The following is a 13,932-nucleotide window of genomic DNA, read 5'->3' on the forward strand; positions in this document are numbered from 1 at the left end:
GGGAAGGCAGCCATGCGGGAGAGCTTGAGGGGCCTCGTCGTACGCCTCGGCGTCTTTCTCACGGTGTGCGTGTTGACCGCGCTGTTGTTGTTCGCCGTGTTCGGGCAACTACGCTTCGGCGCCGGAAACACCTACTACGCCGAGTTCACCAACGTCTCTAATTTGCGGGAAGGCAAGCTCGTTCGCATCGCCGGGGTGGAGGTCGGCAAGGTCAATAAGATCTCCATCAATCCCGACGCAACGGTTCGGGTCGAGTTCACCGCCGACGATTCCGTGGTGCTGACAACGGGAACCGATGCGGTGATCCGATACGACAACCTCTTTGGTGATCGCTACCTGGCGCTCGAAGAAGGGGCCGGTGGGCCGACGATTCTTCGTCCCGGTCAGACAATCCCGCTTGCGCATACCAAACCGGCGCTGGATCTCGACGCCCTGATCGGCGGGTTCAAGCCACTGTTTCGCGCGCTGAATCCAGACCAGGTCAACGCGCTGAGCGAACAGTTGCTCCACGCGCTACAAGGACAGGGCCCCACGATTGGGTCGTTTCTGGAGCAGGCTGCGGCGATGACCAACACCCTGGCCGACCGAGATCAGCTCATCGGACAGGTAGTCAACAACCTCAACGTGGTACTCGGTTCGCTGGGCAGCCAAAGCGACCGGCTCGACAAGGCCGTGATATCCCTTTCACAGCTGATTCACGTGCTGGCGCAACGTAAGACCGACATCTCCAACGCACTGGCCTATACCAACGCCGCTGCCGGCTCAGTGGCTGATCTGCTGTCGCAGTCTCGGGCCCCGTTTTCCAAGGTGGTGCACGAGACCGACCGGATAGCCGACATCGCGTTGGCCGACCATGACTATCTCGACAATCTGCTCAATACCCTGCCCGACAAGTACCAGGCGCTGGTCCGCCAGGGGATATACGGCGACTTCTTTGCCTTCTACTTGTGCGATGTGGTGTTCAAGGTGAACGGCAAAGGCGGTCAGCCGGTGTATATCAAGGTGGCCGGCCAAGCCACCGGACGGTGTGCTCCGAAATGAAATCCTTCTCCGAACGCAACCCCGTCATCGTCGGCGCCATCGGCATCGGGGCGGTCGTCGCGATCGTAGTGGGCGCCCTGCAGTATCAACGACTACCGTTTTTCAACCGGGGCCAAGATGTCTCGGCCTATTTCGCCGATGCGGGCGGACTGCGAACCGGGAATACCGTCGAAGTCTCCGGATATCCGGTTGGGAAGGTATCGAGCATCGAGCTGGAGGGGCCTGGCGTACGGGTTACGTTCAGAATTTCCAACGACATTCGCCTCGGAAGCCGCACCGAAGCGGCGATCAAGACCAAAGGTCTGTTGGGCAGCAAGTTCGTCGACGTCACACCGCGCGGGGAGGCGCAACTCATCGGTCCCATCCCGATCGAGCGGACCATCTCGCCCTACCAATTGCCCGACGCCCTGGGCGATCTGGCCACCACGATCAGCGGACTGAATACCAACCAACTGTCCGATTCACTGGCCACCCTGGCACAGACCTTTGCCGACACACCCGCGGATTTCCATGACGCGTTACAAGGGGTGGCACGGCTGGCTCAAACCCTCGATGAACGCGACGCCCAATTGCGTGGCCTGCTCGACAACGCCGCCAAGGCGACGGGGGTCCTGGCTCAACGCACCGACCAAATCGTCGGCCTGGTGCGTGATACGAATGCGCTCTTGGCACAGCTGCGGACCCAAAGCGCGGCCCTGGAACAGATCTGGGCCAACGTCTCTGCGACGTCGCGACAATTGCAGGGCTTCATCGCCGAGAATCGCCAACAGCTGCGGCCAGCGCTCGACAAGCTCAACGGGGTGCTGGCCATTGTCGAAAACCGCAAAGAACGCCTGCAGCAGGCTATCCCGCTGATCAATACGTATGTCATGTCACTGGGTGAATCGCTGTCGTCGGGCCCGTTCTTCAAGGCCTACGTGGCGAATCTGCTGCCGGGCCAGTTCGTGCAACCGTTCATCGGTGCCGCGTTCTCCGACCTAGGGCTGGACCCCGCCACCTTGCTGCCGTCGCAGCTGACGGACCCGCCAACCGGTCAGCCAGCGACCCCACCATTGCCGATGCCCTACCCCCGGACAGGGCAGGGCGGTGCGCCACGGTTGACGCTGCCAGATGCGATTACCGGCAACCCAGGTGATTCGCGCTATCCGTATCGCCCGGAGCCGCCGGCCCCACCGCCCGGCGGTCCACCGCCCGGGCCGCCCGCTCCTGCCCCAGCCGAGACGCCACCGGGTGACGTCCAGCAGCCCGGGGGTCCGTCGTGACAACCAAGCTGCGACGTGCCCGCTCGGTGTTGGCGACCGCGTTGGTGTTGGTTTTCGTTGCCGGGGTGATCGTGGCCATGCGTGCCGCGGATGGATCCGCCCGAACGATTGTGGTGGCCTACTTCGACAACAGCAACGGCGTATTTGCCGGGGACGACGTGCGTATCCGGGGCGTACCGGTGGGCAAGATCCTCGCCGTTGAGCCACAGCCACTGCGATCCAAGATTTCGTTGTGGTTCGACCGCAAGTACCAGGTCCCGGCCGACGCCAAGGCCGCGATCCTGTCACCGCAGCTGGTGACCGGAAGGGCAATCCAGCTCACTCCGCCGTATGTCGGCGGCCCCGTCATGGCCGACGGTGCGGTCATCCCGCAAGACCGCACCGCAGTGCCCGTCGAGTGGGACGACTTGCGGGTGCAGCTGCAGCGACTCACCGAGTTGCTCAAGCCCACCCAGCCGGGTGGAGTCAGCACGCTGGGTGCCCTGATCAATACCGCCGCCGACAACTTGCGCGGCCAAGGCAGCACCATCCGCGACACCATTATCAAACTCTCGCAAGCGGTCTCGGCCTTGGGGGACCACAGCACCGACATCTTCTCCACGTTGAAAAATCTGTCGACGCTGGTGACGGCGCTACACGACAGCGCAGACCTGCTCGAGCAGCTCAACCAGAACCTCGCCGCGGTGTCGTCACTACTGGCCGACAACCCCACCAAGATCGGACAGGCCGCCGAGGATCTCAACGCGGTCGTGGGCGACGTGGGCAGCTTCGCCGCCGAGAACCGCGAGGCGGTGGGCACCGCGTCGGACAGGCTCACTGCCATCACCCAGGCGCTGGTCCACAGCCTCGACGACATCAAGCAGACGTTGCACATCAGCCCGACGGTGTTGCAGAACTTCAACAATATCTACGAGCCGGCCAACGGCGCCCTGACCGGGGCGCTGGCGGCCAATAACTTCGCCAACCCCATCGCATTTCTATGTGGGGCGGTGCAATCGGCATCCCGGTTGGGCGGTGAACAAGCCGCGAAGCTCTGTGTCCAGTACCTGGCGCCCATCTTCAAGAACCGCCAGTACAACTACCCGCCGCTGGGGGAGAACCTCTTCGTCGGCGCCCAGGCCCGCCCCAACGAGATTACCTACAGCGAGAATTGGATGCGACCCGACTACGTGCCACCAGAGCCGATGACCCCGCCACCGGTGACGGTGGCTACTGATCCCGGGGCCGGCCTGCCCGGCATGATGCTGCCTCCAGCGGGTGACTCATGACCATTTCCCAATGGAACCGCGCCACAGCGGGATTGGTCTTGACCCTGGTCGTCGCCGGGATATCCGGGTGTGGGTGGCGTGGACTGAATTCGCTGCCGCTTCCTGGCACCGTGGGCAACGGGCCGGGATCCTTCGTGATCCAGGCGCAGCTACCCGACGTCAACAACATCCAACAGAACTCTCGGGTACGCGTGGCCGATGTGACGATTGGCCACGTCACGAAGATCGAACGTCAAGGCTGGCACGCGTTGGTGACCATGCGGGTCAACGGCAACGTCGATCTACCCGGCAACGCAACAGCAAAGATCGGTACCACCAGCCTGCTGGGTTCCTACCACATCGAGCTGGCTCCTCCGAAAAGCGAAGCACCACAGGGCACGCTACGCGACGGCTCGCTGATCCCGATGTCGCATGCGGGCGCCTACCCGAGCGCCGAACAAACGTTGGCGGCGGTGTCTCTGGTGCTCAACGGCGGTGGACTGGGCCAAATCCAGGACATCACCCAGGCTTTCAGCACCGCGTTCCGGGGACGCGAGCAAGACCTGCGCAGCCTCATCGGGCAGCTGGATGTGTTCACCACGTCCCTCAATGACCAGAAGGACGACATCATCGCCGCCACCGAGAGTTTCGACCGCGTGGTCGGGACGTTCGCCGAACAACAACCTGTCCTGGATCGAGCCCTCGCCACCATCCCCGATGCGCTTGCGGTGCTCAGCGACCAACGGGACCAGCTGGTGGAGGCGGCCAATCAGCTGACCAAATTCAGCGCCCTGACCGCGGACTCAGTGAACAAGACCAAAGCGAATCTGGTCAACGAACTAAGGCAAGTCGGACCGGTATTGGAATCATTGGCCAACGCCGGTCCCGCCCTGACGCGGTCGCTGAGCCTGCTGGGCACCTTTCCCTTCCCGAACGAAACGTTCGAGAACTTTCAGCGCGGCGACTACGCGAACCTGACGGCGATCGTCGACCTCACACTCAGCCGCATCGACCAGGGATTGTTTACCGGGACCCGGTGGGAGTGCCATCTGACCGAGATCGAGCTGCAGTGGGGCCGCACTATCGGCCAATATCCCAGCCCGTGCACTGCGCGGGGCCCGCATGGCACCCCCGGTAATCCGTTGACGATCCCGTATCAATGGGAGCAGGGCCCCTAGATGCGTCTACCCCGGCGAGTCATCATTCAGCTGATCGTCTTCAGCACCGTCGCGCTCACCGCGCTGGCACTGACATTTCTGCACTTCGCCAAGCTACCCGCCATGTTGTTTGGCGTCGGCCGCTACACGGTGACAATGCAGCTGCCGCAAGCTGCCGGACTGTATAGCAGCGCCAACGTCACCTACCGCGGCTCGGAAGTCGGCCGGGTGGAATCCGTCCACCTGACCGATACCGGAGTCGCGGCGGTGCTATCGCTCAAATCGGGCGTACAGATCCCCTCAGACCTCAGAGCCGAGGTACACAGCCAAACCGCGATCGGTGAAACATACGTCGAGTTGTTGCCCCGCAACGCCACCTCGCCCCCACTCAAAGACGGGGATCTGATTCGGCTTGCGGACACCTCGGTGCCGCCCGACATCAATGACCTGCTCAGCGCGGCCAACACCGCTTTGACGGCAATCCCTCGCGACAACCTTCAAACGGTGATCGACGAGTCATATATCGCGGTGAACGGGCTCGGGCCGGAACTATCCCGCCTGATCATGGGCACCTCCACGCTGGCCATCGATGCACGCAAGAACCTCGACCCCTTGGTGGCCCTGATCGATCAAGCCCAGCCAGTACTGGATTCGCAGGCTAACACCTCCGATGCAATCGCGCAGTGGGCAGCACATCTGGCCACCGTGACCAGCGAATTGCAGACTCACGACCAGGCGGTCGCCGGGACTCTCGACCAGGGTGGCCCGGCGCTTGGCGAGGTCAGCACTCTCATTGACCGACTACAACCCACCTTGCCGATCTTGCTGGCCAACCTGCTCAGCGTCGGCCAGGTCGCACTCACTTACCAGAACGACATCGAACAGCTACTGGTGGTGTTTCCCATGGCCGTCGCAGCAGATCAGGCCGGCATCGTCGCCAACCTGAACACCAAGCAGGCCTACCGGGGCCAGTACCTCAGCTTCAACCTCAACCTAAACCTGCCGCCGCCGTGCACTACCGGATTCCTGCCGGCCCAGCAGCAGCGCGTCCCCGCATTCGAGGACTACCCGAACCGCGCGGCCGGCGACCTGTATTGCCGGGTGCCCCAAGATTCGCCACTTAACGTGCGCGGCGCCCGCAACATCCCTTGTGAGACCGTGCCCGGTAAACGCGCGCCGACGGTGAAGCTGTGCGAGAGCGACGAACGGTACGTGCCACTCAACGACGGCAACAACTGGAAGGGCGACCCCAACGCCACTTTGTCCGGCCAGCAGATCCCGCAGCTGCCGCCGGGCTCACCACCACCGCCGGCACCTCCCCCTGCTGCACCTCCGCCGATCGCCGCCGCGGAGTACGACCCGGCCACTGGCACGTTCACCGGACCCGACGGCCGGGTGTACACCAGATCCGATTTGGCCCAAACCGCCCCCAAGGACAAGACATGGCAATCGATGTTGCTGCCGCCAGGCAGCTGACCGACACCAATCGCGATCGGAGGTAGCACGCTATGTCAGTAGCCACTGAGGCGGAGAAACCGACGCACTGCCCGGTCGACGACGCAGATAGCGCGCCGGCCGCCAGGACTAAACGGCACACGTCGGCGGTGCGACAGGCGACGCTGTTCGGACTGGCCGTGCTTGTTGCACTCGCGGTGCCGGTGGGCTGGCTAGGACTTCGGGTTCATCAGGACCGTCAGCTACAGGCGCAGCAAAGTCAATTTCTCCAGGTGGCCAGGCAGGTTGCGCTGAACTTGACCACGATCGACTGGCAGCATGCCGATGCTGATGTGCGCCGCATTTTGGACGGGGCGACGGGGGAGTTCTACAACGACTTCGCCAAGCGCGCACAGCCATTCGCCGACGTACTTCGACAGGCGAAGGCAACCTCGGTCGGCACCATCATCGAGGCGGGGCTGGAGTCACAGACAGCAGAGAACGCCCAAGCTCTGGTGGCGGTGTCGGTTCAGACATCAACCGCCGGCGAACCCGATCCGACCCCGCGGGCATGGCGAATGCGTATCACCGTGCAAAAGGTCGGGGATCAGGTCAAAGCCGCAAACGTTGGATTCGTGCCATGAGCTCGGTCGATGCGCCTCCCAATGCAACCGATACCGAGCAAACCAACGCCGGCATACGTGACGACCAGCCAGGGTCGGACCATGGCGAGTCCGTCACCTGGTGGCGTGGTGTTCGCTGGCCGTCGGCGGCCGCGTACCTGCTGCTGCCCGGGTTGGCGTTGTTGTTGGCTTGTGCAGCGGGCCTTTTGAGATGGCAGGACGGCTCTGCTCGGGCCGCCGCGGCCGCCCGGACGGAATCCGTGCAGGCCGCCGCCGAGGGCACCGTTGCGTTGCTGTCCTACGGCCCCGACACGGTCCAGGTGGAACTCGAGGCCGCGCGCACCAGATTGACCGGCGCATTCCTGGACGCCTACACAAGGTTGACCCGCGAGGTGGTGATCCCAGGAGCGCAGCAGAAGCAGATCTCGGCGGTGGCTACCGTTCCCGCCGCCGCGTCCACATCGGCAGCCACCGACCACGCTGTGGTGCTGTTGTTTGTGAACCAGACCATCATCGTCGGTCAGGACGCGCCGACCAGCACTGCATCCAGCGTTCGAGTCACCCTGGAAAAGATCGACGGCCGTTGGCTTATCTCGCACTTCGACCCGGTCTGAGCGCGCTGCGTGCGTCCGGTGAATCGTCTGACCCCAGGCCGAAAGGAGATCCGACATGGGATATCGACACCTGATCGGGTTCGCATTGTTGGTAGCGGCCGCCGGCACCGTCCTGAACGCACCCCGTACACAGGCCGATAACAAGCGGCTCAATGACGGTGTGGTGGCCAACGTCTACACGATTCAGCACCAGGCCGGATGCACCAACGACGTCAAGATCAACCCGCAACTGCAACTGGCGGCCCAATGGCACACCAACGACGTGCTCGCCAACCCAAACCTCGACGGTAGCATCGGTTCTGACGGATCGACGCCACAGGATCGCGCGAACCGGGCGGGTTTCCAAGGCCACGTTGCTGAAACCGTGGCGATCAACCCGGCCCTGGCGATCAGCGGTATCGAGTTGCTCAACCAGTGGTACTACAATCCAGCGGATTTCGCGATCATGGCCAATTGCGCCAACAGCCAAATCGGGGTGTGGTCGGAAAACAGCCCGACTCGCACGGTCGTGGTAGCCGTTTACGGACAACCCGCACGACCAAGTCCGACGACTCCGCCGCCGGAACCCGTGCCCGCGGTAGCGCTACCGGACAACGTTCCCCTCGACCCCAGCCCAGACTACGACGCAAGCGATGAAATCGAATACGGCATCGGCTGGCTACCCTGGATTCTGCGCGGAGTGTACCCGCCGCCTGGCATGCCGCCGCAATAGGCGAACACCCCGCGGCGCCAGCAGATCTGGCGCAACTATTCCGCCGGTGGCGGCTGGTAGTTCGCCGCCGAATTCCGCAGCTGCCAGATCTGGTCAGGACAAAGGAGATTCACCGCATACCAGACCACATAGTTCGCCGCGAACTCGTCGTTGGGGGTCACCTCACTTTTGACATCGCCCATGACTTGGCCGTAGCCGCCGCCCGCCGTGAGCTTGTCGCAGATCCCATGGCCGTAGCCCAGCGCGTCATTGTTCGGAAAGTCGTAGTGCCGCCGAACCGTCACGTCATACAGGTACTCCACCTCGGGAGCTGGTGCGGCGCGCGCTACGGACGCCAGTTGCATTCCGTTAGCGGCGGCCGCAACGATCAACACGGCCGTCCACCGGCGACGTTTCATGCTGGGATCTTACTCAGTTGGCGGCCAACGGCGGCAGCGAATTATCCAGTTGCGCACCGGTTCCGCGGTTGCGGTGCCGGGCGGGCTCGTCGTTCCGATTAGTCCCGATTAATCTCCATGGTGGCGCCCGGCTTTAGGGCCGCGCGGGTCGATGAGTTCTCGGAACCCTTCGGCCCGATAGACCGACGCGCCGATCTCGCGCACTCGCTCGGTCAACGCCTTATCCGACGTGACGACTCGTATCTCTCCCGGTTCGGCGGCCGCTTGCACGAGCCGAACGATCTCGTCGTCGGCCGAGTTGGCAGCCGCCTTGGGCGCATGTGCCACCTCAACAAGCGATGCGGGGATGGGGGTGGACGGTGGCCGCTCGAACACTACCGTGACGTCTTTGTGCTCAGCGCCGGACCGTTCATCGCCATCGTCTTCGGTAGCCCACCGCTCGAGCATCTCTACCAAGGCAACCATTGCGCCGTGCCGGTCTCGCCACCAGCCGTCCGGGCGACTCCCGATCACGTTCATGCCGTCGACAATCCATCGCACACCTCACGCTACGACAACGACGCCGCGGCTGTTGCGCGCAGGGCCCGGCTTACCGATACCGCCGCCACAACACCCCCGCCGAGCTGCTTGCGAAGGATCGGCACGAAATGCCGAAGTTGAACGCTGCATATCTATCTTCTCGGCATCGCCTAGAACCACCTGCGTTTGCGTGTTTTCTTTTCGATTTCTCTGCGGAATTTTTCGTAATGCTGCTCGGCCGATTGTTGCTCCATCGCCCCCAACGCGTTGACGACCTCGAGATGTGAAAGGAGGAGCAGTCCGTTCAACTGCCGCAATTTCTCCGGGCTGCTCGGCTCGTCATCCTCGGTGTTGGCGAGCAAGAAGTCGCGAAGCGCCTGGCTGCTGGTCATCCGCTCGGGCACCTTGAGCTGCCGCAACATCGCGGCCATGTCGGGGTCGGTCACATCGTCTCCTTCTGTCGCCTTCGCTGTGGACTGACAGCGCAAGCGTAGGAGACCCGCGGTCGACCATGTCGACGATCTACCTGCCACCATCCTCAGGTCGGGTGGCTTGCGGCGTCCACCGGACGGAGGGCAACCCGGCCGATCACGGAGGTCGGATGACGGTCAGCGACTGCTGCATCGATGTGACCGAGCTGAACGTGTGCGCCGGCACCCAAGACCGAACTGAGGGCACTCGTGCCGCAAAGCGAAACCTGCGAACTGAGCACCGACCCTTGCGGCGACTACCAGAGCAAACGGTCAGGGCACGTCAGATCAAGCGCTCAACGGGCTGTTGCTCGCCACGCTCCTCGCGCTCGTCCTCGTCGGCGGGTTCGGTGGCCGACACCAAACCCGGCTTGGAGGCACCACCTGCCGGTGCGCCCGCGCCCATGCCGGTACCCGCCGGGGCGGCACCACTCATCGCCGACGATCCGGCGTTGGCCGCGGCCGAGGCCATCGGAGACGACGACGCTTCAACGAACTGCGACGCCAGCGGCGTGGCGCGCGGCGCCAAAGTTTCTGCCGGAGCTACCGCCCGCATCATGCCTGCACCGACGGTCGCCCCGGAGCCACCGGCCGCGGCCGGATTGGACATCGCGGCGCCTCGGAAAGTCAATGCCTCCGCAGCGTTATCGTCCGCGTCTCCGTACATACGGGCGATGTCGGTCAGCGCGCTGCCGGTCCGCATCAACTCTTCTTGAGCCGCCGCGTTGGAAGCCAAAACGGAGGCGGCCTCCTGCGCGAATGCCATGACGGCCTGCGCGGAGACCTCTTCGCCCCCAGCGGGGATCAGCCCGGTCAACACCGACATCGCCGCGGTGGTGCCCGCGCTCATACCCTGGGTACCGATGTCGACCAACTGAGAACCAATGTCGCCTGCCGCCGGGTCGTGTGACATGGTGTCCATTTGCCTGCTGCTCCTGTGTGTTTGTCCGCGGGCACAACCCTCGGTGATAACGCCTAGCGATCCAACGACCAGCGGGCCCGTGGCGCGTCTGCCGCCGCAAACTCGGTCCAGCTGGGCTGGACGATTGCTCAATTCTACCGGCCTACCGGCGCCCAGCCAGCAGCTTTTCTCGAACGGGTAGTAACTAGGGGCCTGACCAGGCAAACCTCACCACATCGCACCGGCCGTTGTGAGGATGCCCGCCGGCAACGGCGTTTGTGACGCACGCCACATCGGTTTGCCTCGGCTGCACTCGGGGGGGTGAGCACAATGCGGAAACCACGACGTCGTCGTTTCCCCGACCGTTTGCCTAAACGCCCGACAGAAATACCGCGAGGTAAATTCGGCGGCGTCGGAGCCGAATACATTCGCCCATTTCTGCCATTTGCTGCAGCGCACATATTCGGCGAATTTGGAGGCAAGAAATAGGCCCGTCGGCACAACGGCCGATCCTGGATTGCCCCGGCTTCCCCGCGACCGGGTGCCCAAATCGCGAATCGCGGTCGGCGAAGCGCCAGCGGGCGTTCGAGTAGCTTGACTTTCAGACGAGCGTGGAAACGCGGCGTCGGAGGGCAACTGAGAGGATGTACAGCAGCATGGAGGAAGCCACTTGCGGCGAAGATCTAGAAGGTGAGATTAGCCGCTTGATGCTCAGCCAACCGCCCGCCCGGGAGATCGTTGACCGCGTTGCGCTGCAACGCCATCGAAAAATCGCGATCGTTACGCTAAGTCATCCGCAGGCGCAGAATGCCCTGCATTCGGCAAGCTGGCGACGGCTAAGACAGCTGCTGGACGAGCTTGCGGGCGAGTCAAGCCTGAGGGCGATCATATTGCGCGGCGCCGGCGACAAGGCGTTCGCCGCGGGCGCGGACATCAAAGAGTTCCCTGATACGCGGATGACCGCCGAAGACGCCACCAACTACAACGAGTCCCTCGCGGCATGCCTGCGCGCCCTGGCCGCGATACCGGTACCGGTCGTCGCGGCGGTCCGTGGACTTGCCGTCGGTGGTGGTTGTGAACTGGTCACCGCCTGCGATGTCGCCATCGCGGCCGATGATGCACGTTTCGGTATCCCGCTGGGCAAGCTTGGTGTCATCCTTGGCTTCCCCGAAGCCGAGGCGGTCGCGCGCCGGATCGGTCCCGCCGCTTTAAAGTATCTGTTGTTCAGTGGAGATCTGATCGACGCAAACGACGCTCTACGTTGGGGCTTGGTGCAAAAGGTTGTCACCGTAGAGCAGTTGGCGGACGCCACCGCCATACTTGTCGGACAGATCTGCCGGCAATCGGCGGTAACAATGCGCACATCGAAAGTGGTCGCCAACATGTGCGGTCGAGCGCTAACCGGCTCTGATACCGATGCGCTGATCCGCTTCAGTGTCGAAGCCTACGAAGGGGCGGACCTGCGGGAAGGAGTAAAGGCCTTCGCCGAGGGACGCGTACCCGTATTCGATGACGGTGACGTGGGCTGAGATGTCCGTACTGGACGGCACGCGTGTCCTGGAGTCGGCCCGGTTGCCCGCTCCGCGCACGTTGAAACGTCGCGGGCGGTCCGGTACCGCACCGCCGGCGGGCAGACAAGCGGTGCAATGGGTTACGGTGCGCTAAGCGATATGGCGCAACACCGTGATGAGCTCTGGAAAGACGAACTCTGGAAACTCGAACTGACCGAAGTCGCCGAACTGATTCGCACGCGGCAACTCACATCAGAACAAGTGACCGAATCCACGCTTCGCCGAATTGAGAAGTTCGACAGTCAACTGAAAAGCTACGCCTGGGTGATGTCGGACTCAGCGCTAGCGGCGGCGCGGACCGCCGACGCCGAGATAGCCCGAGAGCACTACCGGGGTGTCCTGCACGGTGTGCCGATCGGTGTGAAAGATCTCTGCTACACGATGGACGCTCCGACCGCGGCTGGCACCACGATTCTTCATGAATTTCGACCGCAATACGATGCCACCGTCGTGGCCAGACTGCGCGCTGCCGGCGCGGTGATCACCGGCAAGTTAGCCATGACGGAGGGTGCCTATCTCGGCTACCACCCGAGCCTTCCGGTGCCGGTCAATCCCTGGGATGCGGCAACGTGGGCGGGAGTGTCCTCGAGTGGCTGCGGGGTGGCCACGGCGGCGGGACTATGTTTTGGCTCGATCGCGTCGGACACCGGGGGATCGATCCGATTTCCGACCAGCGTGTGCGGCCTCACCGGGATCAAGCCGACATGGGGGCGGGTTAGCCGACACGGCATCATCGAGCTTGCAGCCAGTTTCGACCACGTCGGACCCATTGCTCGAAGCGCCAGGGATGCGGCGGCGTTGCTCACGGTCATGGCGGGATCGGACGTCAACGATCCGACGTCGTCGGTAGAGCCCGTGCCGAACTATGCCGCGAACCTCGCTTTGACACAGATGCCGCGCGTCGGCGTGGACTGGCCGAAAGTGGCGGCCTTCGACCAGGACACGAATGCGATGATGGTCGACGTCATCGAGACGCTCGACAGCATGGGGTGGCCCGTCGTCGAAATCGAGTTGCCCGCGCTTGATCCGATCGTGCAAGCGTTCGGGAAGTTGCGCTCGGTCGAGACGGCCATCGCACACGCCGACACCTATCCGGCGTATGCCGACCAATACGGGCCAACGCTGCGTCAGCTCATCGACACCGGGCGAAAGTTGGGTGCGGTAGAACACCAGGCGCTGGTCAAGCAGCGGCTGGCATTCACCGAATCGCTGCGCCGAGTGTTCCACGACGTGGATATCGTGGTGCTGCCCAGCTCCGGTCTGGCATCGCCGACCCTGGAAACCATGCGGGGGCTAGGACACGACCCACAGCTGATCGCCAGATTGGCGGCACCGACCGCGCCTTTCAACGCAAGCGGCAACCCCACGATCTGTCTGCCCGCCGGCGCCACGCCGCGGGGTACCCCGCTCGGCGTGCAGTTCATCGGCCGGAAGTTCGCCGAGCAGTTCCTGGTACAAGCCGGGCACGCATTTCAGCAAGTCACAACCTTCCATCGCCGCCGTCCACCGTTGCGGGGTTGCTAGCGCAGGAAGCTATCTACCGGCCGCCCGCCACCGAGGCGCGAAGGCCCACGGCCATCGGGTCACGCCGCAGCGCATCATGGCGCTGATGGGCGCGAAGTTTTCGGGCCCGCGCCGCCCTGTCCGCCCGTGATTGCAGGCGGAACCCATCATCGGACAGTTGCCCGTCATTTCGCCTTGATTGCTCCGGACGCAAAGTAGCCATCGTTTCCGCCATGGCCGGACGTCCACGCCACCAAAAATCCCTCGAAAATGACTACGGCGACGATGAATACGACGCCAGCGATGATTCCCACCCACACCGCAACTTGAGTCAGTCGGCTGGGCCGGCCCGGGCGTGCGTCGCACCGCGGTGGATCCGTTGCGGTCGGATCGGATGCGGTTTCCGGCGATTCGCTCGCTTGAGCGCCGGCGCACCGGAACCACGCGCCGGCCGCCAACCCGGGTACGGCAGCCGGCATA

General features: G+C 63.6%; 15 protein-coding genes. 10 read left to right on the forward strand and 5 right to left on the reverse strand.

What is annotated here, in order from left to right:
- Positions 1–12 precede the first annotated feature (12 nt).
- From MB901379_RS12840 to MB901379_RS12875, 8 genes are read left to right on the forward strand one after another with little or no spacing between them, the layout of a single operon-like run.
- Positions 13–1,041 (forward strand): virulence factor Mce family protein, encoded by a 1,029-nt coding sequence (locus MB901379_RS12840; RefSeq protein ID WP_158017046.1) that lies wholly within the window; start codon positions 13–15, stop codon positions 1,039–1,041.
- Positions 1,038–2,303 carry a virulence factor Mce family protein gene (locus MB901379_RS12845; protein WP_158017047.1) on the forward strand — a complete coding sequence of 422 codons (1,266 nt, stop codon included), beginning with the start codon at positions 1,038–1,040 and terminating at the stop codon, positions 2,301–2,303. Before MB901379_RS12840 ends, MB901379_RS12845 begins: the two co-directional genes overlap by 4 nt.
- A complete protein-coding gene (locus MB901379_RS12850; protein ID WP_158017048.1) occupies positions 2,300–3,571 on the forward strand; it encodes a virulence factor Mce family protein in 1,272 nt (423 codons plus the stop codon). The genes MB901379_RS12845 and MB901379_RS12850 overlap by 4 nt, the downstream gene beginning before the upstream one ends.
- Positions 3,568–4,728 carry a virulence factor Mce family protein gene (locus MB901379_RS12855; protein WP_158017049.1) on the forward strand — a complete coding sequence of 387 codons (1,161 nt, stop codon included), beginning with the start codon at positions 3,568–3,570 and terminating at the stop codon, positions 4,726–4,728. The genes MB901379_RS12850 and MB901379_RS12855 overlap by 4 nt, the downstream gene beginning before the upstream one ends.
- Positions 4,729–6,183, forward strand: coding sequence for an MCE family protein (locus tag MB901379_RS12860; RefSeq protein WP_158017050.1), 1,455 nt, complete (start codon positions 4,729–4,731; stop codon positions 6,181–6,183). It abuts the gene before it with no gap.
- 32 nt (positions 6,184–6,215) lie between these two features.
- Positions 6,216–6,785, forward strand: coding sequence for a mammalian cell entry protein (locus tag MB901379_RS12865; protein ID WP_232021830.1), 570 nt, complete (start codon positions 6,216–6,218; stop codon positions 6,783–6,785).
- Positions 6,782–7,378, forward strand: coding sequence for a hypothetical protein (locus MB901379_RS12870; RefSeq protein WP_232021831.1), 597 nt, complete (start codon positions 6,782–6,784; stop codon positions 7,376–7,378). Before MB901379_RS12865 ends, MB901379_RS12870 begins: the two co-directional genes overlap by 4 nt.
- 55 nt (positions 7,379–7,433) lie before the next feature.
- Positions 7,434–8,090, forward strand: coding sequence for a CAP domain-containing protein (locus MB901379_RS12875; RefSeq protein ID WP_158017051.1), 657 nt, complete (start codon positions 7,434–7,436; stop codon positions 8,088–8,090).
- A 35-nt stretch (positions 8,091–8,125) separates the two neighbouring features.
- Here the strand turns inward: MB901379_RS12875 and MB901379_RS12880 are convergent, their stop codons facing one another.
- The 4 genes from MB901379_RS12880 to MB901379_RS12895 form a co-directional block, all read right to left on the reverse strand.
- Positions 8,126–8,488, reverse strand: a complete 363-nt coding sequence (locus MB901379_RS12880) for a DUF732 domain-containing protein (protein WP_158017052.1) — start codon at positions 8,486–8,488, stop codon at positions 8,126–8,128.
- Positions 8,489–8,596: 108 nt separating this feature from the next.
- Positions 8,597–9,028: an NYN domain-containing protein gene (locus MB901379_RS12885; RefSeq protein ID WP_158017053.1), complete on the reverse strand. Its 432-nt coding sequence runs from the start codon at positions 9,026–9,028 to the stop codon at positions 8,597–8,599.
- Between the two features lie 149 nt (positions 9,029–9,177).
- Entirely contained in the window at positions 9,178–9,453 is a 276-nt protein-coding gene (locus MB901379_RS12890; protein WP_158017054.1) for a hypothetical protein, read from the reverse strand.
- A 307-nt stretch (positions 9,454–9,760) separates the two neighbouring features.
- Positions 9,761–10,390 (reverse strand): PE family protein, encoded by a 630-nt coding sequence (locus MB901379_RS12895; protein ID WP_269462753.1) that lies wholly within the window; start codon positions 10,388–10,390, stop codon positions 9,761–9,763.
- A gap of 644 nt (positions 10,391–11,034) precedes the next feature.
- Between MB901379_RS12895 and MB901379_RS12900 the strand changes: the two genes are divergently transcribed.
- Entirely contained in the window at positions 11,035–11,907 is an 873-nt protein-coding gene (locus MB901379_RS12900; RefSeq protein WP_158017056.1) for an enoyl-CoA hydratase/isomerase family protein, read from the forward strand.
- Between the two features lie 141 nt (positions 11,908–12,048).
- The gene (locus MB901379_RS12905) at positions 12,049–13,473 is read left to right on the forward strand and encodes an amidase (RefSeq protein WP_158017057.1); all 1,425 of its coding nucleotides are present in this window, start codon (positions 12,049–12,051) and stop codon (positions 13,471–13,473) included.
- Positions 13,474–13,637: 164 nt separating this feature from the next.
- Here the strand turns inward: MB901379_RS12905 and MB901379_RS12910 are convergent, their stop codons facing one another.
- A complete protein-coding gene (locus tag MB901379_RS12910) occupies positions 13,638–13,931 on the reverse strand; it encodes a hypothetical protein (protein ID WP_158017058.1) in 294 nt (97 codons plus the stop codon).
- Position 13,932: the final 1 nt, after the last annotated feature.

It is taken from the genome of Mycobacterium basiliense (genome assembly GCF_900292015.1).
Classification (GTDB): domain Bacteria; phylum Actinomycetota; class Actinomycetes; order Mycobacteriales; family Mycobacteriaceae; genus Mycobacterium; species Mycobacterium basiliense.